Here is a 24,242-nt window from a genome sequence, read left to right on the forward strand (position 1 = left end):
CATCAGTACTTCTTGATATCAGCCTTGGTTTCCAACTGCTTGCGGTACGCCGCAAAGTCCTGCTGGCCGACACGGGAAGCGAGGAAGCGGCGGTATTGCGCCTTTTCTTCGTCCGTTGGGGCAGCCGCTTCGTTGACGCCGTTCAAGCGCACGATCACCAGGCTGCCATCAGCCAGGGTCACGGTGGTGAAGGTCGGCTTGTCCTTGGCCGCAGGCTTGGGCATGCGGAACAGGGCTTGCAGCACGGCCGGGTCAATCGCTTCCTGGCTACGGGTAGCCGCTTCAGTGACTTTCCAGGCCTGGCCGTCGACCGGCTGGTTCAGCGGGGTCTTGCCATCACGCAGGCTGGCGATCAGTTCGTCAGCGTGAGTCTTGGCAGCCGCGCTGGCGCGCTCCTTGGCCATCTGTGTGCGAATCGCCGCAGCAACGCTTTCCAGCGGCAGTTGCGCCGGTTTGCGGTGCTCTTTGGCACGCAGCACGATGATGGTTTCCGGGTCCAGCTCGATGGCGCTGCTGTTGGCACCCTCATCCAGCACTTCCGGGCTGAACGCAGCGGTGACCACGGCGCGGTTGGCCGCGACACCTTCACCACCTTCACGGCCAAACGGCGCGGAGGTGTGTACGGTCAGCTTCAGGTCCGATGCTGGTTGGGCCAGGTCGGAGGCTTCGAATGCCGCATCTTCCAATTGCTTGGTTGCTTCGACAAAACGCTGCTCGACCTGTTGGGTCTTGAGCTCGCGGGTCAGCTTGTCTTTCAGGCTGGCAAACGTCGGCACTTGCGGTGCTTCAACGCCCAACAGCTTGATCAAATGCCAACCGAAGGTGCTGCGCACCGGCGCCGAAACCTGGTCTTTGTTCAACGCGTACAAGGCAGCTTCGAAGTCAGGGTCGTAGACGCCAGGGCCGGCAAAGCCCAGATCGCCGCCATTGTTGGCCGAACCTGGATCCTGGGAGAACTCCTTGGCCAGGGCCTCGAACTTCTCACCCTTGGCCAGGCGTGCCTGGATTTCTTCGATCTTGGCCTTGGCTTGTGCGTCGGTGACCTTGTCGTTGACTTCAATCAGGATGTGCGCGGCACGACGCTGTTCAGCGAGGTTGGCGGTTTCTTTCTGATAGGCAGCCTGCAGTTCATCGTCCTTGACGCTGACCTGGTCGAAGAAGGAAGACTTCTTCAGTTCCAGGTAGTCAATGACCACCTGGTCCGGGGTCATGAACTCCTTGGCGTGCTGGTCATAGTAAGCCTTGACCTCGTCGTCGGTGAGTTTCACCGCCGCAGGGTTGGCCTTGATATTGACGGTAGCGAAATCGCGGGTCTGTTTTTCCAGACGGGCGAATGCCAGCACTTCGGCGTCGGTCACGAAACCGCTGCCGGCGATGCCTGCGCGCACCTGGCCGATCAGCATTTCCTGGGTCAGCATCTGACGGAACTGCAGACGGCTGTAGCCCAGCTGACGGATCACCTGGTCAAAGCGTTCGGCGTTGAACTTGCCGTCCACCTGGAATTCCGGCGTCTGCAGGATCACCTGGTCCAGTGCAGCTTCAGAGAAGCCAAACTTGGAGTCGGCAGCGCCTTGCAGCAGCAGCTTGCGATCGATCAGGCCCTTGAGGGCCGCTTCGCGCAGCAGTTTTTCGTCCAGCAGTGAAGCATCGAAATCCTTGCCCAGCTGTTGCATCAGCTGGCGACGTTGCATGTCGACGGCCTGGCTCAGTTCAGTCTGGGTGATTTCTTCACCGTTGACCTTGGCCACGTCCTGCTTGGTGTTGGTCGAAGCCTGGAAAATGGCCTCGATACCGGTGAACGCCATCAATGCGACGATGATCCCGATAATGGTCTTGGCAATCCAGCCTTGTGAATTGTCCCTGATATTTTGCAGCATGCGTCCCCCAGAAACGGTTGAACTTCAAAAATTGGCAACCGTGGAGCGTGGGTAGAGTCCGGATAGAAGAAAGGCGCATCCGAGGATGCGCCTTCTCGTAACTGGCGGAGCGGACGGGGGGTTGAATCTACACCCCCGGCTTGGCGACCCGATGGATACTTGGGTCAGCTTTCGCTCCGCTGCCAGGCCAGACCTGCGTCCGACCCGGGTAGCAAAGGCTTGATCGAAGCTTAGTTAACCGCTTCTTTCAGGGCTTTACCGGCTTTGAAACCTGGTTTCTTGGCAGCAGCGATTTGCAGTGCTTTGCCAGTCTGTGGGTTACGGCCAGTGCGAGCTGGGCGGTCAGTCACAGAGAAAGTACCGAAGCCTACCAGTACCACGGAGTCGCCGGCCTTCAGAGCGCCAGTGACGGATTCGATTACTGCATCCAGCGCACGGCCGGCAGCAGCTTTCGGGATATCAGCGGATGCAGCGATAGCATCAATCAGTTCCGACTTGTTCACTCTAAGTCCCCTTATATATCTATTGAGTATGATTCTAAGTTTTTTGGTAAACAGCAAAAACCAGTGCTGAATGGCCTACAGACACTTAAGAGCCGCTTTATAACAAGGGCTCTAAAAAGCTGTCAAGGAAGCCCCCAGGCTTATTCACATTAATGCGTGCTAATTCTTTCCTTGGAATCAGACTCTCGTTTTTCGTCCTTTGCAACTATCTCCGGAACCACATCCGGCAAGGGCTCCGGCGCGTATTGCAGCGCAATTTGCAGGACCTCGTCAATCCATTTAACCGGTTTAATCTGAAGATCCTGCTTGATATTGTCAGGAATTTCCTTCAAGTCGCGAACATTCTCTTCAGGAATGATCACAGTCTTGATGCCACCGCGGTGTGCAGCCAGCAATTTCTCTTTCAGGCCACCAATGGCCAATACCTGGCCACGCAGGGTGATTTCCCCGGTCATCGCAACATCGGCGCGCACCGGTATGCCGGTCAATGCCGAAACCAGGGCCGTGCACATGCCTACGCCAGCGCTCGGACCATCCTTCGGTGTAGCCCCTTCCGGCATGTGGATGTGGGTGTCGTGCTTCTCGTGGAAGTCCAGGGGGATCCCCAGGCTCCTGGCGCGGCTGCGCACCACGGTCTGCGCGGCGGTAATGGATTCGACCATCACGTCACCGAGGGAGCCGGTCTTGATCAACTGGCCCTTGCCGGGGATCACCGCAGCTTCGATGGTCAGCAATTCGCCGCCCACCTGGGTCCACGCCAGGCCAGTCACCTGCCCTACCTGATCCTGCTGTTCTGCCAGGCCGTAACGGAATTTACGCACACCCAGAAAGTGCTCAAGAGCGTCGGCCGAGACCTTCACCGAGAAGCGTTTTTCCAGCGCGTGCTCCTTGACCGCCTTGCGGCAAATCTTCGCGATCTGGCGCTCAAGGCCCCGGACACCGGCCTCGCGAGTGTAGTAGCGCACGATGTCGCGGATCGACTCGACGTCGAATTCGATCTCGCCCTTCTTCAGGCCATTGGCCGAAATCTGCTTGGGCGCGAGGTATTTGACGGCGATATTGATCTTCTCGTCTTCGGTGTAACCCGGCAGACGAATCACCTCCATCCGGTCCAGCAATGCCGGCGGGATGTTCATGGAGTTGGAGGTGCACAGGAACATTACGTCGGACAGGTCGTAGTCGACCTCCAGGTAATGGTCGTTGAAATTGTGGTTCTGCTCAGGGTCGAGCACTTCCAGCAAGGCCGATGCCGGATCGCCACGCATGTCGCTGCCCATTTTGTCGATTTCATCGAGCAGGAACAGCGGGTTGCGCACACCCACCTTTGTCATTTTTTGAATCAATCTTCCTGGCATCGAACCGATGTAAGTCCGGCGATGGCCACGAATTTCCGCCTCATCGCGCACACCACCGAGGGCCATGCGCACGAATTTACGGTTGGTGGCATTGGCGATGGACTCGGCCAGGGAGGTTTTACCTACCCCAGGCGGGCCAACCAGGCACAACACCGGGCCACGAATCTTCTTCACGCGCTTCTGCACGGCGAGGTATTCGAGGATGCGCTCTTTGACTTCTTCAAGGCCATAGTGGTCGGCATCAAGGATATCTTCGGCACGGGCCAGGTCCAGGCGTACCTTGGTCTGGGCCTTCCACGGCACCTGCACCAGCCAGTCGATGTACGAGCGCACCACGGTGGCTTCGGCCGACATCGGCGACATTTGCTTGAGCTTGTTCAACTCGGCGGTGGCTTTGGCCAGGGCGTCTTTCGGCAGGCCGGCAGCATCGATGCGCTTTTTCAGCTCTTCGATTTCGTTGTGGCCTTCCTCGCTGTCGCCGAGTTCCTTCTGAATGGCCTTCATCTGCTCATTCAGGTAGTACTCGCGCTGGCTGCGCTCCATTTGTTTTTTGACCCGACCCCGGATGCGCTTCTCGACCTGGAGCAGGTCGATCTCGGCATCCAGCAACGCCAGCACGTGTTCGACACGGGCCGACAGGTCAATGATTTCGAGGATGTCCTGCTTCTGCTCGATCTTCAGCGCCATGTGCGCGGCCATGGTGTCGACCAGGCGGCTTGGCTCATCGATGCTATTGAGGGAAGACAGGACTTCAGCCGGGACTTTCTTGCCCAACTGCACGTACTGCTCGAACTGCGAGAGCAGGCTGCGCACAAACACTTCGGACTCGCGCTCAGGGGCCTCGACTTCGTCGATCAGCACCACTTCGGCGCGCAGGTGGCCGTCCACCTCCATGAAACGCTCTACCGCACCGCGCTGCTCGCCTTCCACCAGCACCTTGACGGTGCCATCGGGCAGCTTGAGCAGTTGCAGGACAGTGGCAATGGTGCCGACGCGATACAGGGCATCTTCGCCTGGATCATCATCGGCAGGATTTTTCTGGGCCAACAGCAGGATCTGCTTGTCGCCCGTCATCGCGGCCTCGAGGGCTTCGATAGACTTCTCGCGCCCCACGAACAGCGGGATAACCATGTGCGGATAGACGACGACATCACGCAACGGCAGGAGAGGCAATTCGATGGTTGTCTTCATGATTTCGCCTCTATGACAGTTGAAAAATAAGCTTGAAACCAAGATGGGGGCTGCGTGTAAAAAAAACAAGCTCAATGCTGGCAGTTACACGCAGTAAAAATCCTTATGAAAAACAAAGGAGCCCCTAGAGGCCCCTTCGTTTGTACCAAAACTGCGAAACGCTTACGCGTCTGGCGCAGCCTTGGCAGTCGGCTCACTGTTTTCGTAGATATACAGTGGCTTGGACTTACCTTCTATAACGCTTTCGTCGATCACCACTTTACTCACCTCGGACTGCGAGGGGATTTCGTACATGGTGTCGAGCAATACACCTTCGAGGATCGAACGCAGGCCACGTGCACCGGTCTTGCGCTCCAGTGCCCGCTTGGCCACCGATTTGAGCGCGTCGGTACGGAACTCGAGGTCCACACCTTCCATCTCGAACAGCTTGGCGTATTGCTTGGTCAGGGCGTTTTTCGGTTCGGTGAGGATCTGAATCAGAGCCGCCTCATCCAACTCGTCCAACGTGGCCAGGACCGGCAGACGGCCAACGAATTCCGGGATCAGACCGAACTTGACCAGATCGTCAGGCTCGACTTCACGCAGGGACTCGCCCACCTTCTTGCCTTCTTCCTTGCTGCGCACTTCTGCACTGAAACCGATGCCGCCACGGGTAGACCGTTGCTGAATAACCTTCTCCAGGCCGGAGAATGCACCGCCACAGATAAACAGGATGTTGCGCGTATCAACCTGAAGGAATTCCTGCTGCGGGTGCTTGCGGCCGCCTTGTGGCGGTACGGAAGCAACCGTGCCTTCGATCAGTTTCAACAGGGCCTGCTGCACGCCTTCACCGGAAACGTCCCGAGTGATCGACGGGTTGTCGGACTTGCGCGAGATCTTGTCGATTTCGTCGATGTAGACAATACCCATCTGGGCCTTCTCTACGTCGTAGTCGCACTTCTGCAGCAGTTTCTGAATGATGTTCTCGACATCTTCGCCCACGTAGCCAGCCTCGGTGAGGGTGGTGGCGTCAGCGATGGTGAACGGAACGTTCAGCAGGCGAGCGAGGGTTTCTGCAAGCAGGGTCTTACCCGAGCCTGTAGGACCGATCAGCAAGATGTTGCTCTTGCCGAGTTCGACTTCGTCGCCTTTCTTGTCACGCTGGTTCAAGCGCTTGTAGTGGTTGTATACCGCTACGGCCAGAACCTTCTTTGCACGCTCTTGACCAATCACATACTGATCAAGGATGCCGCTGATTTCTTTAGGCGAAGGCAATTTATGCGCGCTGCTTTCGGCCTGGGCTTCCTGCACCTCCTCACGGATGATGTCATTGCACAGGTCGACGCACTCGTCGCAGATAAAGACCGAGGGGCCGGCAATCAATTTGCGCACTTCATGCTGGCTTTTGCCACAGAAGGAGCAATAGAGCAGCTTGCCGTTGTCCTCGCCGTTGCGGGTGTCAGTCATTCGTTCGATCCAAATCCGATAGGCTTGCAACACAAGATGAAGGCTTATGCGGGCTTTTTCAAGCCCGCAGATGATCGGGAAACCCGACCAGCCCTATTTTGAGCGGCTTATATTAAGCGGGGCGCTTTTCGATCACTGCGTCGATCAACCCATATTCACGTGCGGCTTCGGCGCTCATGAAGTTGTCACGGTTGGTGTCGCGCTCGATTTCTTCCAGGGTGTGCCCGCTGTGCTTGGCCATCAGCGTGTTGAGACGTTCGCGGATGAAGAGGATTTCCTTGGCGTGGATTTCGATGTCCGACGCCTGGCCCTGGAAACCGCCCAGTGGCTGGTGAATCATCACGCGCGAGTTCGGCAGGCAGTAACGCTTGCCCTCGGCACCTGCGGTCAGCAGGAACGCGCCCATGCTGCAGGCCTGGCCAATGCAGGTAGTCGATACGTTCGGCTTGATGAACTGCATGGTGTCGTAGATCGACATGCCCGCTGTCACCGAACCGCCCGGCGAGTTGATGTAGAGATGGATGTCCTTGTCCGGGTTTTCCGCTTCAAGGAACAGCAGTTGCGCACAGATCAGGTTGGCCATGTAGTCCTCTACCGGGCCCACCAGAAAGATCACTCGCTCCTTGAGCAGGCGCGAGTAGATGTCGTAGGCGCGTTCGCCACGAGCGGACTGCTCGACAACCATCGGGACCAGGCCGCCTGCGGCCTGGATATCAGAGTTCTGCTGAATATAGGAATTACGGAACATGCTCTGCAGTTACTCCCAAATAGTCATGTCTTGAAAACGCATAAGCCAGCGCGAGGCTGGCTTATGGTTGAATTTCCAACGAGTTGGACAATCAGTCGGCTTGTGCTGCTTCCGCCGGCTTGACTGCTTCTTCGTAAGAGACCGCTTTATCGGTCACCTTAGCCTTCTGCAGAACAGTATCCACAACTTGTTCTTCCAGCACAACCGAACGTACTTCGTTCAGCTGCTGGTCGTTCTTGTAGTACCAGGCCACGACCTGCTCAGGCTCCTGGTAGGCCGAAGCCATTTCCTGGATCATTTCGCGGACGCGATCTTCGTCAGGCTTGAGGTCGAACTGCTTGACCACTTCAGCCACGATCAGACCCAGCACCACACGGCGCTTGGCTTGCTCTTCGAACAGCTCGGCCGGCAGCTGGTCTGGCTTGATGTTGCCGCCGAACTGCTGGACAGCCTGTACGCGCAGGCGATCCACTTCGTTGGACAGCAGGGCCTTAGGCACTTCGATCGGGTTGGAGGCCAGCAGACCGTCCATGACCTGGTTCTTGACCTTGGACTTGATAGCCTGGCGCAGCTCGCGCTCCATGTTCTTGCGAACTTCGGTGCGGAAGCCTTCGATACCGGTTTCCTTGATGCCGAACTGATTGAAGAATTCTTCGTTCAGCTCTGGCAACTTAGGCTCGGAAACGCTGTTGACGGTCACGGTGAACTCGGCGGCTTTGCCAGCCAGGTCCAGGTTCTGGTAGTCAGCAGGGAATTCCAGGTTCAGGACCCGCTCTTCGCCAGCCTTGGCGCCAACCAGGCCGTCTTCGAAGCCAGGAATCATGCGGTTGGAACCCAGCACCAGCTGAGTACCCTTGGCGGAGCCGCCAGCGAATGCTTCGCCGTCAACCTTGCCAACGAAATCGATGTTCAACTGGTCTTCGTTCTGGGCAGCACGGTCGACCACTTCGAAACGGGTGTTCTGCTTGCGCAGGATTTCCAGCATGTTGTCCAGGTCCGAATCAGCCACTTCGGCGCTCAGGCGCTCGATAGCGATACCGTCGAAACCGGCCACTTCGAACTCGGGGAACACTTCGAATACGGCAACGTATTCCAGGTCCTTGCCCGCTTCCAGGGACTTGGGTTCGATCGAAGGCGAACCAGCCGGGTTCAGCTTTTGCTCAACCACTGCTTCGTAGAAAGAAGCCTGGATCACGTCACCGACGGCTTCATTGCGTGCATCAGCACCAAAACGGCGCTTGATTTCGCTCATTGGCACTTTGCCTGGACGGAAACCAGCGATCTTGGCCTTTTGGGCAGTCTGCTGCAGACGCTTGTTGACCGCAGTCTCGATGCGCTCAGCCGGCACGGTGATGCTCATGCGGCGCTCGAGAGCAGTAGTATTTTCAACAGAAACTTGCATGGATATTCCTCGTTGCACAGACGTTAGCCGGCCATTTCCGACCCCAATCAAGGGCATGCATTCTAGTGGGTCAAACTCAAGAAGTCACCCTACTGGAAATACGCCCGTAAACAGCCGGCAATTTATCGATACGAAGGCACTGTCGCGCCCCGCCCCGGTGACAAATAAAGCCAATCACGCCAGGGCTCTGCGCCGCCCCTTCTATATATAGAAGGGATCGTCGCTCATCTCCCTGACGCCCACCCCGCAGTGAGGGCAGATAGACAACGCAGTATCATCGAGACACATAAATACGATGAAACGCACCGCCATCGCGACCCAGAACCTGCAGCCACGACAATCCGAACCGCCAAAACCAAAAAAGGCGCCAGACTGTTAAATCTGGCGCCTTTCGAATATGGGGTGGACGAAGGGGATCGAACCCTCGACAACGGGAGTCACAATCCCGTGCTCTACCAACTGAGCTACGCCCACCATATTGCGTTAACAAAGAAACCAAACCACTTCTTTGTCGAGCCCTACCCTGCGTATAGACCGAGTAAAGCTTTATTGGTGCGGATGAAGAGACTCGAACTCTTACGCCTTGCGGCGCTGGAACCTAAATCCAGTGTGTCTACCAATTCCACCACATCCGCGCTTGAAGCTCTTAAAGCAAAGGCGCCAGACGGTTAATCTGGCGCCTTTCAAAATATGGGGTGGACGAAGGGGATCGAACCCTCGACAACGGGAGTCACAATCCCGTGCTCTACCAACTGAGCTACGCCCACCATATAGCGCTACTTGTGCCAAAGCTGCCTAATGGCGCACCCGGCAGGACTCGAACCTGCGACCATCCGCTTAGAAGGCGGATGCTCTATCCAGCTGAGCTACGGGCGCCTTATTAATCTGTACTCTTGGAGGATTACAAACTAAGTGCTTCCAGCCTTGCAGAACAACGATTCTGCTCGACCTTCTTAACCAGTGCTAGGCTGTGCCCGACAAGTGCGACGAATAGTATAGAGGGCCTGGAAACCCGTCAAATCTTTTTTGAAAAAAATTCATTTTATTTAAGGGGTTAGGCCAATTTGCGGACCAAGCGCCTTTGCCCTCACGCCGTGGCGTGCGAGAATGCGCGCACTTTTCCTCCCCCTCTCGATGGTTAATCACGCGTAATGACTGCACAACTTATCGACGGCAAATCAATCGCCGCCAGCCTGCGCCAGCAGATCGCCAAACGAGTCACCGAGCGCAGCCAGCAAGGCTTGCGCACGCCTGGCCTCGCGGTGATCCTGGTCGGCAGCGATCCTGCCTCTCAGGTTTATGTCTCGCACAAGCGTAAAGACTGTGAAGAGGTCGGCTTTCTTTCCAAGGCCTACGACCTGCCTGCCGACACCACCCAGCAGGCCCTGACCGACCTGATCGACAGCCTCAACGACGACCCGGCGATGGACGGCATCCTCCTGCAATTGCCATTGCCCGCGCACCTGGACGCGTCCAAGTTGCTCGAGCGCATCCGCCCTGACAAAGACGTCGACGGTTTCCATCCCTATAACGTCGGCCGCCTGGCCCAGCGTATCCCGCTGCTGCGCCCGTGCACGCCCAAAGGCATCATGACCCTGCTGGAAAGCACCGGTGTCGACCTGTACGGCCTCGATGCCGTCATCGTCGGCGCGTCCAACATCGTGGGCCGCCCCATGGCCATGGAGTTGCTGCTGGCCGGTTGCACCGTCACCGTGACCCACCGTTTCACCAAGGACCTCGCAGGCCACGTTGGCCGTGCCGACCTGGTCGTCGTGGCCGCCGGCAAGCCGGGCCTGGTCAAGGGCGAATGGATCAAGGAAGGCGCCATCGTCATCGACGTGGGCATCAACCGCCAGGAAGACGGCAAGCTGGTCGGCGACGTGGTGTATGAAACCGCCCTGCCCCGCGCTGGCTGGATCACCCCGGTGCCGGGTGGCGTTGGCCCGATGACCCGTGCCTGCCTGCTGGAAAATACCCTGTACGCCGCAGAAACCCTGCACGGTTAATAACCAGTCGTACTGAAAAAGCCCTGCCTTATCGCAGGGCTTTTTATTGCCCGGAAGAAAACCTGTTTTTTCTTAGTTTTTAAGCACTTTCGTCTGGTTTTAGAAGAACATTCGACAGTCTGTCGTCCATACTCCTAAAATGTAACGCCATTTGTCACAGAACCCGTTTCCCAACGGTATTTCTTACTTTTTTAGCGAGTTCATCCGCGTGAAAATTCGTCTTTCCATTGTCAGCCTATTTTTTGCTTTCACCGGCACCTTTGCACACGCTGCCGACTCCGCCCTGGCGCCGCGGGATCCATCCAAACTGCAGATCGCTTCCGGCAGCGCCATGCTGGTGGACCTGCAAACCAACAAGGTCATCTACGCCAGCAACCCCGACGTGGTGGTGCCTATCGCCTCGGTGAGCAAACTGATGACGGGCCTGATCGTGCTTGAAGCCAAGCAGAACATGGACGAGTACATCGACATCAACATCACCGACACGCCGGAGATGAAAGGCGTGTTCTCGCGCGTGAAGATCGGCAGCCAGATGCCGCGCAAGGAGATGTTGCTGATTGCCCTGATGTCCTCGGAAAACCGCGCCGCCGCGAGCCTGGCGCACCACTATCCGGGCGGCTACGCGGCCTTTATTGCCGCGATGAACGCCAAGGCCAAGGCCCTGGGCATGACCAGCACCCATTATGTCGAGCCCACCGGCCTGTCGATCCACAACGTGTCCACCGCCCGCGACTTGAGCAAGCTGCTGGCCTACGCGCAAAAATTTCCGATGCTGAGCCAGTTGAGCACCACCAAGGAAAAGACCGTAGCGTTCCGCAAGCCCAACTACACCCTGGGTTTCTCCAATACCGACCACCTGATCAACCGCGCCAACTGGGATATCAAGCTGACCAAGACCGGTTTCACCAACCAGGCCGGTCATTGCCTGGTGCTGGTCACCCGCATGGGTAATCGTCCGGTGTCGCTGGTGATCCTGGATGCTTTCGGCAAATTCACCCACTTTGCCGATGCCAGCCGTATCCGTAACTGGGTCGAGACCGGCAAGGGCGGCTCGGTGCCGGACGTCGCTCTGCGCTACAAGGCTGATAAGAACCTGAAGAACCGCGCGAATGCCGCCGAAGTCCGCCGCTAAGGAACACCGAGAACTCATTTAGGAGGGGCTCGCCCCTCCCATTTTATTTGTGTTCCGCCAACACCTTGAGCGCCTGCGCCGCCGCCCGCTCCTGCCCGGCCTGGGCCGTTGCGTTCGCCGAGTCCCGCCAGCGCTGCGCATCCACATTGGCCGGCAACTGGCTCGGGCGCTGAGTGAGGATTGCCCAGTGCCCGGCACTGCTCCACTTCGACTCAAAGTCGCTGAAGCTCATCAGCAGGCGTCGGTCCATGCCTGAACGCAACAGCACCGTGCTTTTCTGCTGGTTGAAACCCACCACGACCACGTAGCGCGCGTCAGACAACAGGCCGCCGCCAATCCGCGCCATCACCGGGTAACCCGCCGCCACCTGCGCCAGTACCGCGGTCAGCTTGGCATCCAGCGGGTACACCATCAGCCCGTACTCACGGGCCAGCACCTGCATGTTGCGCTCCAGGTCCGCTTCCCCGCCCGGCAAATGCAACGGTTTATCCAACAAGCCCGGTGTCATCACAATGCCTTGTTGCGACAGCATGCTGGCTAACGCTGTAGGACCACTCTGATAAGCCTCGCTGCGAAAGGTCGGCACACCATTGAGTTCGACACGTTCCGGCAGGCCCGGAAGTTTCGACGGCTGCCCGGAACAGGCCGCGAGCCCCAGGGCACAGGCCAGCAACAAGGATGTTTTAAGGTTCGACCGTAACCGCAATTTTTTACTCTCTTGATCAACTGCCGGTGAGGGCCCTGATCATAGGACGCTCTGCCACGCGGGTATAGCCCACAGGCTCAGTAAAGCGTCGCGGATAGAGCAAACGAGTTGGACGAACACGACCATTGGTCAATAGCAGGCAACCGCCGGGTAGCTAGACTGTCCATTGAGAAGACTGTGTGTGCCCCCTGCGGGGCGAAAGGAGGCCAAAATGAGCCTTGCAACAACGATTTTCCTGTTGATATGCGGTTGGCTGGCGGTAGCCGGCGCCATGTTGTGGGGGGTGTTGCGCATTACTCGCCGGCACCATCACCCCCACGTCAAACCTGCGGCACCCGCCAAGCCCCATAGAGCGGCGGTGCACCACGCCTAGCCAGGCATGCAATTGAAATCCTGAGTCGCTGCGACTTCCTTACCGTGCCCGTCCATCAGGGATGCGCGCACGGTGGTGCCCAGGCTCGACTCCACCAGGGTGTAATGCTCACCCGCCTTGAAATCCTTGTACTCGACCCGACCCTGGCAGTCCTGCTGGTTGTCGTCGCCTGCCTCTTCCTCGAACAACGTCACGTCCAGGCGGTGATCCCCGGGGGTCACCTCGAAAAAGCGCCCGTCGTCGACACGCTTGCCGTCCACACGTTCGGCCATCAGGTCGTTCGGCGCTTCTTCTTTCAAGCCGATCCAGGCTTCGCTGGGGTCCGCCTTGGGAATCGGGCCGGCACAGGCCGACAACAACAAAACAGCCCCCAGGGCGGGGATCAACAATAAAGGTTTGAGTGACATGGCAGGGCTCCAAAGAACATCAGTTAAAAGACAAGTCGTCCGATGGGATGCAAGCTTGGGCAGCCACGCCCTGTAGAACAAATGAATCCATATGAAACGATCTTCAGCCCTTACCTAAATGTTCCTTCACCTGGCTGAAAGGCGCGTGTTAGGTGGGTCGGGCAAGACTGCCGGGGTTTGCAATCCTGCTCCCTCGGAGGTTCACGCATGCTCGGGCTGGTAAAGACCGCACTGCAAAAGCCGTACACGTTTATCGTGTTGGCCATATTCATCTGCATCATCGGGCCGATGGCGGCCCTGCGAACCCCCACCGACGTGTTTCCCGATATCGGCATCCCTGTGGTCGCTGTGGTCTGGCAGTACAACGGCCTGTCACCGGACGCCATGGCCGGCCGGGTGATCTACACCTATGAACGCTCCCTGAGTACCACCGTCAACGACATCGAACATATCGAATCGCAATCCCTGCCCGGCATGGGCATCGTGAAGATTTTCTTCCAGCCCGGCGTCGACATCCGCACCGCCAACGCCCAAGTGACCGCCGTGTCACAAACCGTGCTCAAGCAGATGCCACCGGGCATCACGCCGCCGCTGATCCTCAACTACAGCGCCTCCACGGTGCCGATCCTGCAAATGGCGTTCTCCAGCCCCACGCTGTCGGAAGCCAAAATTCGCGACCTGGTGCAGAACAATATCCGCCTGCCCCTCAGCGCCCTGCCCGGCCTGGCTATGCCCACGCCGATGGGTGGCAAGCAGCGGCAGATCACCCTCGACCTCGACCCCCAGGCGTTGGCGGCCAAAGGCTTGTCGGCCCAGGATGTGGGCAATGCCCTGGCGCTGCAGAACCAGATCATCCCGGTGGGCACCGCCAAACTCGGCCCCAATGAATACACGATCCTGCTCAACAACAGCCCCAAGGCCATCGATGAGCTCAACGACCTGCCGATCAAGACCGTCGACGGCGCGCTGATCACCATCGGCCAGGTCGCCCACGTGCGCGACGGTTCGCCGCCGCAGACCAACATCGTGCGCGTCGACGGCCATCGAGCGGTGCTGATGCCGGCGTTGAAAAACGGCAGCATTTCCACCCTGTCGATCATCGACGGTATCCGCCAGATGCTGCCGCGCATCAACGAAACCCTGCCGCCGTCATTGAAGACCTCGTTGCTGGGCGACGCCTCGGTATTCGTCAAGCAATCGGTGGGCAGCGTGGCCCAGGAAGGCATCATCGCCGCGCTGCTGACCAGTGCGATGATCCTGCTGTTCCTCGGCAGCTGGCGCTCCACGATCATTATCGCGGCGTCAATTCCCCTGGCGGTGCTGTCGGCCATTGCGTTGCTGGCGGTCAGCGGGCAGACCCTCAACGTCATGACCCTCGGCGGGCTGGCGTTGGCGGTGGGGATCCTGGTGGACGACGCCACGGTGACCATCGAAAACATCAACTGGCACCTGGAACAAGGCAAGGCGGTGAAGACCGCGATCCTCGACGGCGCCGCGCAAATTGTCGGCCCGGCGTTCGTCTCGCTGCTGTGCATCTGCATCGTGTTCGTGCCGATGTTCCTGCTGCAAGGCATCGCCGGTTATCTGTTCCGGCCGATGGCGCTGGCGGTGATCTTCGCCATGGCCAGCTCATTCATTCTTTCGCGCACCCTGGTGCCGACGCTGGCGATGTTCCTGCTCAAGCCGCACACGCCGGAGCCAGGCGTGGGGCACCATCCCGAAGATGCATTCATCAACCACCATGAGGGCGAGCAGCACCCGAAACCGCGCAATGCCGCACTGCAAGCGGTGCTGAATTTCCAGCAGGGTTTCGAGCGTCACTTCTCGAATATCCGCGACACCTACCACGGCCTGCTGACCTTGGCCCTGGGCAATCGCAAGGGTTTTATCGTCGGTTTCCTGGCCTGCGTGCTCGCCTCATTCCTGCTGTTGCCAAGCCTGGGCCAGGACTTTTTCCCGGCGACGGATGCCGGTGCGCTGGCCCTGCATGTGCGCCTGCCGCTGGGCACGCGCATCGAAGAAAGCGCCGCCGCCTTCGACCGCATCGAAGCGCGGATCCGTGAAGTGATCCCCGCCGAAGAGCTGGACACCATCGTCGATAACATTGGCATTCCGCTCAGCGGCATCGACATGGCCTACAGCAGCAGCGGCACCATCGGCCCGCAGGATGGCGACATCCAGGTCAGCCTGAAAAAGGACCATGCGCCCACCGCCGACTACGTGAAAAAACTGCGTGAAGCGCTGCCGCAAAGTTTCCCTGGCAGCCACTTTGCGTTCCTGCCGGCGGACATCAGCAGCCAGATCCTCAACTTCGGTGCGCCGGCGCCGCTGGACGTGAAAATCTCCGGGCGCAGCGATGCAGAAAACCGCGCCTATGCCGTCGAGTTGGAACGTCGCCTGCAACACGTGCCTGGTATCGCCGACCTGCGCATCCAGCAGTCCACCGGCTACCCGTCGCTGCAGGTGAGTGTCGACCGCATGCGCGCCAACGGCCTGGGCATTACCGAGCGGGACGTGACCAACAGCATGGTGGCGTCGCTGGCCGGCAGTTCGCAGACCGCGCCGACCTTCTGGCTCAACCCGGCCAACGGCGTGTCCTATTCCATCGTCGCCGCCACCCCGCAATACCGCCTCGACAGCCTGCCGTCACTGGAAGCGCTGCCCGTCACCGGCGCCGATGGGCAGTCGCAGATCCTCGGCGGCGTGGCAACCATCTCCCGCGTGCAAAGCCCGGCGGTGGTGACCCACTACAACATCGAACCGACCCTGGACCTGTACGCCAACGTGCAGGGCCGCGACCTCGGCGGCGTAGCCCGCGACGTGCAAAAGGTGCTGGATGACACCGCGCATCTGCGTCCCAAAGGCGCGACGATCAGCCTGCACGGACAGATCGATGCGCTGCATGAAGCCTTCAGCGGCTTGAGCCTTGGCCTGCTGGGTGCGGTGGTGCTGATCTACCTGCTGATCGTGGTCAACTTCCAGTCGTGGGCCGACCCATTCGTCATCATCACCGCGTTGCCGGCGGCGCTCGCAGGCATCGTGTGGATGCTGTTCCTCAGCGGCACCTCCTTGTCGGTGCCGGCACTCACCGGCGCCATCCTGTGCATGGGCGTCGCCACGGCCAACTCGATCCTGGTGGTGAGCTTCTGCCGTGAGCGCCTGGCCGAACATGGTGATGCGTTGAAAGCCGCCATGGAGGCCGGTTACACGCGCTTCCGCCCAGTGTGCATGACCGCCCTGGCGATGATCATCGGCATGTTGCCCCTGGCGATTTCCGAGGAGCAGAACGCCCCGCTCGGGCGCGCCGTCATCGGCGGTTTGATCTTCGCCACCCTCGCCACATTGTTGTTTGTTCCCGTGGTCTTCAGCCTGGTCCACGGTCGTCACCCTACTCGCGCAGTTGCAGGAGAAACCCCACATGTCGTCTGATCACAAACCCTCGCGCAAGCGTCTGATGCTCATGGGTGTCGGCGGCCTGACCCTGGCCGCCCTGTTGGTCGCCAACGGCCTGCATGCCCGTACGCTGCACGAACAATCGGTCACGGCCTGGACCGAGACCGCCGCCATCCCGCACGTGATGGTGTTCCAGCCCAGGCAGAATGTGGCCGGCGATACCTTGCGCCTGCCGGCGCACCTGGAAGCCTGGAGCAAGGCGCCGATCCACGCCAGGGTCAGCGGTTACCTGAAGGATTGGAAAGTCGATATCGGCAGCCACGTCAACGCCGGGCAAGTCCTCGCGGAAATCGACAGCCCCGACCTTGATCAACAGTTGGCGCAGACCCATGCACGCCTGGTGCAGGAACAGGCCAACGCACGCCTGGCCGAAACCACCGCCACGCGCTGGCAAAACCTGCTGGCCAGCCATTCGGTATCGCGCCAGGAGGCCGATGAAAAAACCTCCAATGCCGCTGCCGCCAAGGCCAACGCCGAGGCCGCCGCTGCCGACTATGCCCGGCTGTCGGCGCTGGAAAGCTACAAGACCCTTCGCGCCCCGTTCGCCGGCACCATCACCGCGCGCAACACCGATATCGGCCAACTGATCAAGGCCGACACCGACAGCGATCCGGAACTGTTCAACATTGCCGACACCCATCAATTGCGCCTCTATGTACCGGTGCCGCAGAACTACGCAACGGTCATCCATCCGGGCCTTGAAGCCGAGCTGACCGTGCCCGAGCACCCCGGCAAGCATTTCAAGGCGCGCCTGATCGGTGACTCCACCGCCATCGACCGCCGCTCCGGCACCCTGCTCGCCCAGTTCGTCGCCGACAACCCCGACGGCGAACTGCTGCCCGGTGATTATGCCGAGGCCACCCTGCCGATTCCGGCCGATACCCATGGTGTGAGCATCCCGGCCAGCGCCCTGATCTTCCGCGCCCAGGGCACCCAGGTGGCGGTGTTGGACGGGCAGAACCATGTGCACCTGCAGGCCATTCATATCGGCCTCGACCTGGGCGAACGCCTGGTGATCGACCAGGGCTTGAAACCCGCCGACCGCATCGTCGACAACCCGCCCGATGCGCTGCGCGAAGGTGATCCCGTGCAACTCGCCGATGCCTCCGGAGGTGCGCATGCGCATAAGGCTTAAACCGCTCGCCGCATTGACGCTGCTGGTCTTGCAGGGTTGCTCGATGGCGCCGACCTACAAGGTGCCGGCGATCGACCTGCCGGCCAACTACCGCGAACAGACCAGCGATGGGCCCTGGCACAGCGCCCAGCCCTCCGACCAACTGGCGCCCGAATGGTGGAAGCTCTACAACGATTCGCGCCTGAATGACCTGCAACAGCAGCTGCTCAAGGCCAACCCGGACCTGGCGGCGGCGCTGGCGCACTTCGACGCTTCCCAGGCGTATGCCAGCCAACTGCACGCAGGCCTGTTCCCGCAAATCAGCGCCAGCGCGCAACCGCTGCGCCAGCGGCAATCGGATTCGCGACCGTTGCGAGGGGATACGCAACCGTCGGTGTACAACAGCAACATCGCGGGCTTTTCGTTGAGCTATGACCTGGACCTGTGGGGCAAAATCCGCAACCAGGTCGCGGCCGGCGATGCCCAGGCGCAAGCGTCCGGGGATGACCTGGCGGTGGCACGCCTGAGTTTGCAGCGTCAGTTGGCGACCTTGTACGTGCAGCTCAATGGGCTGGATGCACAGAGCCGGATTCTCACTCGCTCGCTGGATGATTTCAGCCAGGCATTGCAATTGACCCGCAGCCGCTACGAGGGCCAGATAGCCTCGGAGCTGGACCTGACCCGTGCGCAAAATCAACTGGCGCAGGCCAGGGCGCAATTGGATGAAGTGCGTGGGCAACGCAACCTCACCGAGCACGCCATCGGCGAGTTGGTGGGTGTGGCAGCCAGCGACTTTACCTTGCCGCCCGGCCAGCAACTGATCGCCCTGCCGGGAATTCCGTCGCAGTTGCCAAGCCACCTGTTGCAACGTCGCCCGGATATTGCAGCGGCAGAGCGACGGGTGTTTGCGGCCAACGCAAATATCGGCGTGGCCAAGGCGGCGTGGTATCCGGACTTCAGCTTGACCGGGTTGATTGGCGGGCAGACACAGGGCGTCGGCAATCTGCTGTCGGCGGGTAATCGGTATTGGGCACTGGGCCCGTTGGTGAACCTGCCGATTTTCGACGGTGGCCGCTTGAGCGCCAATGAACGCCAGGCCAAGGCCGAGTTTGAAGAGGCGTCGGCGCAGTACCGTAGCCAGGTGCTGAAGGCCGTGCGCGAGGTGGAAGATAACTTGGCGCAACTACGGGATTTGCAGCAGGAAGCGCAGGATGAACAGGCGGCGGCGGATGCGGCGCAGCATACGCAATCATTGGCGATGAACAGCTATCAGGCGGGGGCGGTGAGTTACCTGGATGTGGTGACCGCGCAGACCGCGGCGTTGCAGGCGCAGCGGACATTGCAGGCGGTGCAGACGCGGCAGTTGCAGGCCAGTGTAGGACTCATGACTGCACTCGGCGGCGGCTGGCAACCTGGCGCCTGACATCGCCCCAAGGCACAGTTCCGGCTAAATGCAGAAGAGAGCTTGCCCCCGATGGCGGTGGCTCAGTCAACCACCACTGACTGAGCCACCGCACATTTCAGCCCTCTGGCCGACTATTAAGAAAAACACTCACCACTGTGTAATCACTACCATTGGCATGCCGATACAGGGTGCTGCTGTGATAGTCGGATACATCCCCCGACACCGAAACCGTAATCGAACGGCTCTCGACATCAACTTTTACCGCCCCGTCACGCGTAACTAGAAACGGATTGGCATCTTTCAATACAGCCAATATTTCACTATCGGTTCCCAAGGTGCGGTAAACGTAATATCGGTAACTGAACGGCACAGTGGCCCCTCCGCGATCATCCTTGACGCCATAGATCGAAGCGTCATCACTGATCGGCACGCGGAGTACAACCTCCGTCAATTGCGGACGGCCCGGCGAGAGCAGCCAATCACCAGCGATATACACCAAGCAAAGCGCCAGCAAGATCGTTGTGACCGTTGAATAAAGCGACTTTCTAGTAGTTCCTGAACCTGGCATAGCTGATTCCTTTCTTGATCCAATATTGGTCGACTGGATCGTCACCGAAAGGCGCATCCCCCCACCAACGACCAAACTCGGGTTTATCCGTACCCGCTCTGGTTTGAGCAAGTCCCGCTGCGCGTAAAAGCACTTCCTCGCTGAAACCCGCCGCAATCCCCACCGCACCATAGTGAAAATTTCCAAACGCTTCATATTCTTTGGAAATTTGCTTGTAGTCCCACGGGCCGCGATTGCGGACCTGAGTATAAAACCAAGAGTACATAAACGCTGAACCGGCTTTCAGTACATTCTTTTTATGAAAAGCGGTGGCCATATTTTCGTCAACCGATACACCAGGCGGGGGTATAGGGTTCGCCATTGCATGCTTCCTCTGCATTAGGTTTTTGCGCGGCAGAACCTAACACCAGATAGCCAAGATGATGAGCGAGGAGAAGAACAAAAGAGACTTCGTACAAAGGAGTAAGACATGCCTTACACCACAGCCTCAAAACAAGGTACTTCCACGTCCAATGAGGTTTCGGCAGCGTCAGTTCCGGCCTCATCGGGAGCAAGCCCCCTCCCACACTGGTCCCACGTCAGACACACAATGTATGAACACCGCTGAGCCAATGTGGGAGGGGGCTTGCCCCCGATCGCGACCGTCCAGACACATCCTGCCAAAAGCCCGCCCATCAACCTCTTGCTCTCCAATCTAGCCTCTCTAAGCACATCTAGAGAGGGCCAGGGAATGGCAGATTTACCCGCGTCACACCGCCTGCGCATCGGTCGATTCAGCGACCCCAACCGCATCTACCTCATCACCACCAACACCCACGAACGCATACCGATATTCGACAATTTCCAACTCGCTCGCCTGGTGGTCTGGCAATTTCGGTTAGCCCAGTACCAAGGGCTGGCCAACTCCCTGGCATGGGTCATCATGCCGGACCATTTCCATTGGCTGCTTGAACTGAAAAAAGGCTCGCTGGCGGACTTGATGTGCCAGGTGAAGTCAAAAAGCACCAGGACCGTCAATGCTGTGAGTGGTCGCAAAGGACGGCTTTGGCAAGAAAGCTTTCATGACCGGGCACTGCGCAAGGAAGATGACTTGGTGAAAATGGCCCGGTATGTGGTGGCTAATCCATTGCGAGCGGGTCTGGTCGAGCGGATTGGCGACTACCCACTGTGGGATGCCATCTGGGTTTAACGTCAAACACAGTTCAAATGTGGGAGGGGGCTTGCTCCCGATTGCGGTAGGTCAGTCAACTTATCTGTAACTGATACACCGCTATCGGGAGCAAGCCCCCTCCTACATTTTTTACCCGCATTTCAAGCCGCGAGTTTGCCGCTGGCGATGGCGGCTGAAGCGGCCACCATGGCCCGCAACAACACCGCACACCCCGCCGCCAGGTCATCCGGGGCGGCGTTCTCGATTTCGTTGTGGCTGATGCCCCCTTCACACGGCACAAAGATCATCCCCGCCGGCCCCAACTCGGCGACGAAAATCGCGTCGTGCCCTGCCCCGCTGACGATGTCCATGTTCGACAAGCCCAGCCCATTGGCCGCATCGCGCACGGCGTCCACACAGCCTTTGTCGAAGTACAGCGGCGGGAAGTCAGCCGTGGGTTCCATTTCAAAACTCAGCCCATGCTTGGCGCAGGTCTCGTCAATCACCTGGCGCACCTGGGCAATCATCGAATCCAACCGCGCTGGTTCCAAGTGACGGAAGTCCAGGGTCATGCGCACTTCGCCCGGAATGACGTTGCGTGAACCGGGATACGCCTGCAGGCAACCGACGGTCCCGCACGCATGGGGCTGATGCCCCAACGCCGCCGCATTGACCGCCGCCACCACCGCTGCCGCGCCTACCAGGGCGTCCTTGCGCAGGTGCATCGGCGTCGGCCCCGCATGGGCCTCGACACCGCGCAGTTTCAGGTCGAACCACTTCTGCCCAAGGGCGCCGAGCACCACGCCGATGGTCTTTTTCTCATCCTCCAGAATCGGCCCTTGTTCGATATGCGCCTCGAAATACGCACCGACCTTGTGTCCACACTCGGGACGGGTTCCCGCGTAGCCAATCGCATTCAGCGCGTCACCCACGCTGACCCCATCCGCATCGACCTTGGCCAAGGTATCCGCCAGGGTGAATTTCTTGGCAAATACCCCCGAGCCCATCATGCACGGCGGGAAGCGCGAGCCTTCCTCGTTGGTCCACACCACCACTTCCAAGGGCGCCTCGGTTTCGATCTTGAGGTCATTGAGCGTACGCAGCACCTCCACGCCCGCCAGCACACCGAAACAGCCATCGAACTTGCCGCCCGTAGGCTGTGTGTCGATATGGCTGCCGGTCATCACCGGCGGCAGGTCGGGATTACGCCCAGGGCGGCGCGCAAAGATATTGCCGATGCCGTCGACGGTCACGGTGCAACCGGCGTCTTCGCACCATTGCACAAACAGGTCGCGGGCCTTGCGGTCGAGGTCGGTGAGCGCCAGGCGGCACACGCCGCCCTTGGGGGTGGAACCGAGTTTGGCCAGGTCCATCAACGACTGCCACAAGCGGTCGCGATTGATGTGCTGGTGGGGCGATTGCAGAACGTCGAGGGCAGCGTTCATGGGGATCTCCTCAGGCTTGTATTTCTTATGAATTGACAACCACCGGGCTGGCTCCACGCCTGGCATTCAGGCCGTAATACAACAACCCGCCCAACGCCGAACCGGTAAACCAGCCGTAGCTATAGAACCAGCTGAACGCATCACTGCCCAGGGACAGCAAGGTCAGCACCACCGGCACACCGAAGGCGATAAAACCGCTCCAGTTCCACGCCGGGTACACGTCGTCGCGGTACAGGCCGGCCAGGTCCAGTTGTTGTTTGCGGGTGATGAAGTAGTCCACCACCATGATCCCGGCAATCGGCCCCAACAGGCTGGAATAGCCCAGCAACCAGTTGGAATACACGGTTTCCAGGCTCACATCCGAGACGATCAAGCCGAGTTTTTTCAGCAGTTCATGGCCCATCAACGCCAAGCCCACCAACCCGGTGAGGATCACCGCCGTGGTGCGGTTGATCAGCTTGGGCGCGATGTTCTGGAAGTCGTTGGTGGGCGAGACGATGTTCGCGGCGGTGTTGGTGGACAAGGTGGCGACGATGATCAGCGCCATGGCCACGGCCACCCACACAGGGCTCTGGATATGCCCGATCAGCGTCACCGGGTCGGACACGCTGACGCCCACCAGTTTCACCGACGCGGCGGTCATGATCACGCCGAGGGCGGCGAACAGGAACATGGTCAGTGGCAGGCCGAAGATCTGCCCGAGGATCTGGTCCTTCTGGCTTTTGGCGTAGCGGCTGAAGTCGGGAATATTCAGCGACAAGGTGGCCCAGAAGCCCACCATCGCGGTCAGGCCGGCCATGAAGTAACCGGTAAGGCTCGCGCCCTCCGGACGCTTGGGCGGGATTGCCATCAGTTCGCTGAGAGACACATTCGGCATCGCCCACACCAGCAGGCCAATGCCCACCGCCACCAGCAACGGCGCCGACAGGGTTTCCAGGCGCTTGATCGACTCGGCGCCGCGCAGCACCACCCATAAATTCAGGCACCAGAACATCATGAAGCCGATCACTTCACCAGTGCCGCCGAGGGACTTCCACCCCTCGAAAATCGAGCCCAGGAACAGGTGAATCGCCAGCCCGCCAAACATCGTCTGGATCCCGAACCAGCCGCACGCCACCAGCGCGCGGATCAGGCACGGCACGTTAGAGCCGAGGATGCCAAAGGACGAACGCAACAACACCGGGAACGGAATGCCGTACTTGGTACCGGGGAAGGCGTTAAGGGTCAGGGGGATCAGCACCACGATATTGGCGAGCAAAATCGCCATCAGCGCCTCGCCCACCGACAACCCGAAATACGCGGTGAGCACACCGCCCAGGGTGTACGTGGGCACGCAGATCGACATGCCGACCCACAGCGCGGTGATGTGCCACTTGTTCCAGGTGCGTTCGTGCACCTTGGTCGGTGCCATGTCGTGGTTGTAGCGAGGGCTGTCGAGGACGTCGGGGCCGGCGTCGAGTTCGTACAGGCCGTTGCGCTCAATGACTTGCGATCTGTTCTGTTGCATGGCCGCTCCACGGTTTTTTCGAATTATTGTTGCTCACTCCGCGCTGAACGCAGGGTGGCCGGAGTACCTCGTAAACAACATGACATCACGGGCCCGGCCAGCCGCCACTGCACTCAATAACCGTGCCGACAACCGCTCTTGAACCCGCACCGCTTATATAACTCGCTGATGTTAATCAGCTTTCCGATTGTGCCTGCGGTACTTGCCGCGATACTCAGGCTAAATAACGCGCCAATTATCCGAATGGTCAGGACTCAATCTGGTGCACCACAATTATTTTTATTGACCGACCCCGTCAAGAGGCATGTCTCAAGCGTCTGATTTGCAATAAGAAATGTTGCTCATATTGGGAACCTGTCAAGTGCGTCAAAATGGTGAGAGACCGCTACATTTTGGTGATTTTGTATTTTTATTCTTATAAATCAATAGATTAAATACGATATAAGCTTATAAA

The 24,242-nt window shown here is 59.2% G+C and carries 19 protein-coding genes and 4 tRNA genes; 7 read left to right on the top strand and 16 right to left on the bottom strand.

The genetic code is table 11. From position 1 onward, the window contains the following. Positions 1 to 2: 2 nt before the first annotated feature. The 10 genes from BLW22_RS18295 to BLW22_RS18340 all read right to left on the bottom strand — a co-directional run bounded on the left by BLW22_RS18295 (position 3) and on the right by BLW22_RS18340 (position 9,398). Complete coding sequence (locus BLW22_RS18295; protein ID WP_074847215.1) at positions 3 to 1,877, bottom strand: SurA N-terminal domain-containing protein; 1,875 nt, start codon at positions 1,875 to 1,877, stop codon at positions 3 to 5. Positions 1,878 to 2,107: 230 nt separating this feature from the next. Further along, positions 2,108 to 2,380, bottom strand: coding sequence for an HU family DNA-binding protein (locus BLW22_RS18300; protein WP_003174819.1), 273 nt, complete (start codon positions 2,378 to 2,380; stop codon positions 2,108 to 2,110). Positions 2,381 to 2,529: 149 nt separating this feature from the next. Further along, on the bottom strand, positions 2,530 to 4,926 hold the full coding sequence (lon, locus tag BLW22_RS18305) for an endopeptidase La (RefSeq protein ID WP_065927024.1): 2,397 nt from the start codon (positions 4,924 to 4,926) through the stop codon (positions 2,530 to 2,532). Positions 4,927 to 5,088: 162 nt separating this feature from the next. Continuing rightward, the gene (gene clpX / locus BLW22_RS18310) at positions 5,089 to 6,372 is read right to left on the bottom strand and encodes an ATP-dependent Clp protease ATP-binding subunit ClpX (RefSeq protein ID WP_003238279.1); all 1,284 of its coding nucleotides are present in this window, start codon (positions 6,370 to 6,372) and stop codon (positions 5,089 to 5,091) included. Between the two features lie 112 nt (positions 6,373 to 6,484). Then, the gene (gene clpP / locus BLW22_RS18315; RefSeq protein ID WP_003174822.1) at positions 6,485 to 7,120 is read right to left on the bottom strand and encodes an ATP-dependent Clp endopeptidase proteolytic subunit ClpP; all 636 of its coding nucleotides are present in this window, start codon (positions 7,118 to 7,120) and stop codon (positions 6,485 to 6,487) included. A 91-nt stretch (positions 7,121 to 7,211) separates the two neighbouring features. Continuing rightward, a complete protein-coding gene (gene tig / locus BLW22_RS18320; RefSeq protein WP_027606242.1) occupies positions 7,212 to 8,522 on the bottom strand; it encodes a trigger factor in 1,311 nt (436 codons plus the stop codon). A gap of 398 nt (positions 8,523 to 8,920) precedes the next feature. Next, positions 8,921 to 8,996, bottom strand: a tRNA-His gene (locus BLW22_RS18325). 76 nt (positions 8,997 to 9,072) lie between these two features. Next, a tRNA-Leu gene (locus tag BLW22_RS18330) sits at positions 9,073 to 9,157 on the bottom strand. Between the two features lie 56 nt (positions 9,158 to 9,213). After that, positions 9,214 to 9,289 (bottom strand) — tRNA-His (locus BLW22_RS18335). Positions 9,290 to 9,321: 32 nt separating this feature from the next. Then, positions 9,322 to 9,398: transfer RNA gene (locus BLW22_RS18340), tRNA-Arg, on the bottom strand. A gap of 275 nt (positions 9,399 to 9,673) precedes the next feature. On the opposite strand from BLW22_RS18340, the gene folD reads away from it, so the two are divergent. Both folD and pbpG read left to right on the top strand, forming a co-directional pair. Further along, positions 9,674 to 10,528, top strand: a complete 855-nt coding sequence (gene folD / locus BLW22_RS18345; RefSeq protein WP_065927023.1) for a bifunctional methylenetetrahydrofolate dehydrogenase/methenyltetrahydrofolate cyclohydrolase FolD — start codon at positions 9,674 to 9,676, stop codon at positions 10,526 to 10,528. Positions 10,529 to 10,736: 208 nt separating this feature from the next. Continuing rightward, the gene (pbpG, locus tag BLW22_RS18350) at positions 10,737 to 11,660 is read left to right on the top strand and encodes a D-alanyl-D-alanine endopeptidase (RefSeq protein WP_065927030.1); all 924 of its coding nucleotides are present in this window, start codon (positions 10,737 to 10,739) and stop codon (positions 11,658 to 11,660) included. 43 nt (positions 11,661 to 11,703) lie between these two features. On the opposite strand, the gene BLW22_RS18355 is transcribed toward pbpG, so the two are convergent. Next, positions 11,704 to 12,366 carry a peptidase C39 family protein gene (locus BLW22_RS18355; RefSeq protein ID WP_065948396.1) on the bottom strand — a complete coding sequence of 221 codons (663 nt, stop codon included), beginning with the start codon at positions 12,364 to 12,366 and terminating at the stop codon, positions 11,704 to 11,706. Positions 12,367 to 12,577: 211 nt separating this feature from the next. On the opposite strand from BLW22_RS18355, the gene BLW22_RS35020 reads away from it, so the two are divergent. Next, positions 12,578 to 12,739, top strand: coding sequence for a hypothetical protein (locus tag BLW22_RS35020; protein WP_162844269.1), 162 nt, complete (start codon positions 12,578 to 12,580; stop codon positions 12,737 to 12,739). Here BLW22_RS35020 and BLW22_RS18360 read toward each other — a convergent pair. After that, positions 12,736 to 13,146 carry a PA0061/PA0062 family lipoprotein gene (locus tag BLW22_RS18360; RefSeq protein ID WP_065927021.1) on the bottom strand — a complete coding sequence of 137 codons (411 nt, stop codon included), beginning with the start codon at positions 13,144 to 13,146 and terminating at the stop codon, positions 12,736 to 12,738. The genes BLW22_RS35020 and BLW22_RS18360 overlap by 4 nt on opposite strands. A gap of 207 nt (positions 13,147 to 13,353) precedes the next feature. Between BLW22_RS18360 and BLW22_RS18365 the strand changes: the two genes are divergently transcribed. Genes BLW22_RS18365 through BLW22_RS18375 form a run of 3 tightly spaced genes read left to right on the top strand, consistent with a single transcriptional unit; the run spans position 13,354 to position 19,136 of the window. Then, entirely contained in the window at positions 13,354 to 16,575 is a 3,222-nt protein-coding gene (locus BLW22_RS18365) for an efflux RND transporter permease subunit (RefSeq protein ID WP_074847216.1), read from the top strand. Then, a complete protein-coding gene (locus BLW22_RS18370) occupies positions 16,565 to 17,734 on the top strand; it encodes an efflux RND transporter periplasmic adaptor subunit (protein ID WP_074847217.1) in 1,170 nt (389 codons plus the stop codon). Before BLW22_RS18365 ends, BLW22_RS18370 begins: the two co-directional genes overlap by 11 nt. Continuing rightward, positions 17,718 to 19,136: an efflux transporter outer membrane subunit gene (locus tag BLW22_RS18375; protein WP_074847218.1), complete on the top strand. Its 1,419-nt coding sequence runs from the start codon at positions 17,718 to 17,720 to the stop codon at positions 19,134 to 19,136. Before BLW22_RS18370 ends, BLW22_RS18375 begins: the two co-directional genes overlap by 17 nt. Before the next feature lie 97 nt (positions 19,137 to 19,233). Here the strand turns inward: BLW22_RS18375 and BLW22_RS18380 are convergent, their stop codons facing one another. Together BLW22_RS18380 and BLW22_RS18385 are read right to left on the bottom strand one after the other, a co-directional pair. Continuing rightward, positions 19,234 to 19,686, bottom strand: a complete 453-nt coding sequence (locus BLW22_RS18380) for a hypothetical protein (RefSeq protein WP_074847219.1) — start codon at positions 19,684 to 19,686, stop codon at positions 19,234 to 19,236. Next, a complete protein-coding gene (locus BLW22_RS18385) occupies positions 19,664 to 20,047 on the bottom strand; it encodes a polymorphic toxin type 44 domain-containing protein (RefSeq protein WP_065927017.1) in 384 nt (127 codons plus the stop codon). The genes BLW22_RS18380 and BLW22_RS18385 overlap by 23 nt, the downstream gene beginning before the upstream one ends. Before the next feature lie 369 nt (positions 20,048 to 20,416). Between BLW22_RS18385 and BLW22_RS18390 the strand changes: the two genes are divergently transcribed. After that, positions 20,417 to 20,875: an REP-associated tyrosine transposase gene (locus tag BLW22_RS18390; protein ID WP_053138490.1), complete on the top strand. Its 459-nt coding sequence runs from the start codon at positions 20,417 to 20,419 to the stop codon at positions 20,873 to 20,875. Between the two features lie 122 nt (positions 20,876 to 20,997). Here the strand turns inward: BLW22_RS18390 and BLW22_RS18395 are convergent, their stop codons facing one another. After that, positions 20,998 to 22,281 (bottom strand): Zn-dependent hydrolase, encoded by a 1,284-nt coding sequence (locus BLW22_RS18395; protein WP_074847220.1) that lies wholly within the window; start codon positions 22,279 to 22,281, stop codon positions 20,998 to 21,000. Between the two features lie 25 nt (positions 22,282 to 22,306). Next, a complete protein-coding gene (locus BLW22_RS18400; protein ID WP_065948399.1) occupies positions 22,307 to 23,788 on the bottom strand; it encodes an NCS1 family nucleobase:cation symporter-1 in 1,482 nt (493 codons plus the stop codon). Positions 23,789 to 24,242: the final 454 nt, after the last annotated feature.

The organism is Pseudomonas marginalis, from assembly GCF_900105325.1.
Lineage (GTDB): Bacteria > Pseudomonadota > Gammaproteobacteria > Pseudomonadales > Pseudomonadaceae > Aquipseudomonas > Aquipseudomonas marginalis.

Bases quoted from the DNA above. Each gene is read 5' to 3' on its own strand.
- BLW22_RS18400 (WP_065948399.1), bottom strand. From the start codon at position 23,788: ATGCAACAGAACAGATCGCAAGTCATTGAGCGCAACGGCCTGTACGAA.
- BLW22_RS18375 (WP_074847218.1), top strand. From the start codon at position 17,718: ATGCGCATAAGGCTTAAACCGCTCGCCGCATTGACGCTGCTGGTCTTG.
- BLW22_RS18380 (WP_074847219.1), bottom strand. From the start codon at position 19,686: ATGCCAGGTTCAGGAACTACTAGAAAGTCGCTTTATTCAACGGTCACA.
- tig (WP_027606242.1), bottom strand. From the start codon at position 8,522: ATGCAAGTTTCTGTTGAAAATACTACTGCTCTCGAGCGCCGCATGAGC.
- BLW22_RS18395 (WP_074847220.1), bottom strand. From the start codon at position 22,281: ATGAACGCTGCCCTCGACGTTCTGCAATCGCCCCACCAGCACATCAAT.
- clpP (WP_003174822.1), bottom strand. From the start codon at position 7,120: ATGTTCCGTAATTCCTATATTCAGCAGAACTCTGATATCCAGGCCGCA.
- lon (WP_065927024.1), bottom strand. From the start codon at position 4,926: ATGAAGACAACCATCGAATTGCCTCTCCTGCCGTTGCGTGATGTCGTC.
- clpX (WP_003238279.1), bottom strand. From the start codon at position 6,372: ATGACTGACACCCGCAACGGCGAGGACAACGGCAAGCTGCTCTATTGC.
- BLW22_RS18385 (WP_065927017.1), bottom strand. From the start codon at position 20,047: ATGGCGAACCCTATACCCCCGCCTGGTGTATCGGTTGACGAAAATATG.
- BLW22_RS18295 (WP_074847215.1), bottom strand. From the start codon at position 1,877: ATGCTGCAAAATATCAGGGACAATTCACAAGGCTGGATTGCCAAGACC.
- BLW22_RS35020 (WP_162844269.1), top strand. From the start codon at position 12,578: ATGAGCCTTGCAACAACGATTTTCCTGTTGATATGCGGTTGGCTGGCG.
- BLW22_RS18365 (WP_074847216.1), top strand. From the start codon at position 13,354: ATGCTCGGGCTGGTAAAGACCGCACTGCAAAAGCCGTACACGTTTATC.
- BLW22_RS18360 (WP_065927021.1), bottom strand. From the start codon at position 13,146: ATGTCACTCAAACCTTTATTGTTGATCCCCGCCCTGGGGGCTGTTTTG.
- folD (WP_065927023.1), top strand. From the start codon at position 9,674: ATGACTGCACAACTTATCGACGGCAAATCAATCGCCGCCAGCCTGCGC.
- BLW22_RS18390 (WP_053138490.1), top strand. From the start codon at position 20,417: ATGGCAGATTTACCCGCGTCACACCGCCTGCGCATCGGTCGATTCAGC.
- BLW22_RS18370 (WP_074847217.1), top strand. From the start codon at position 16,565: ATGTCGTCTGATCACAAACCCTCGCGCAAGCGTCTGATGCTCATGGGT.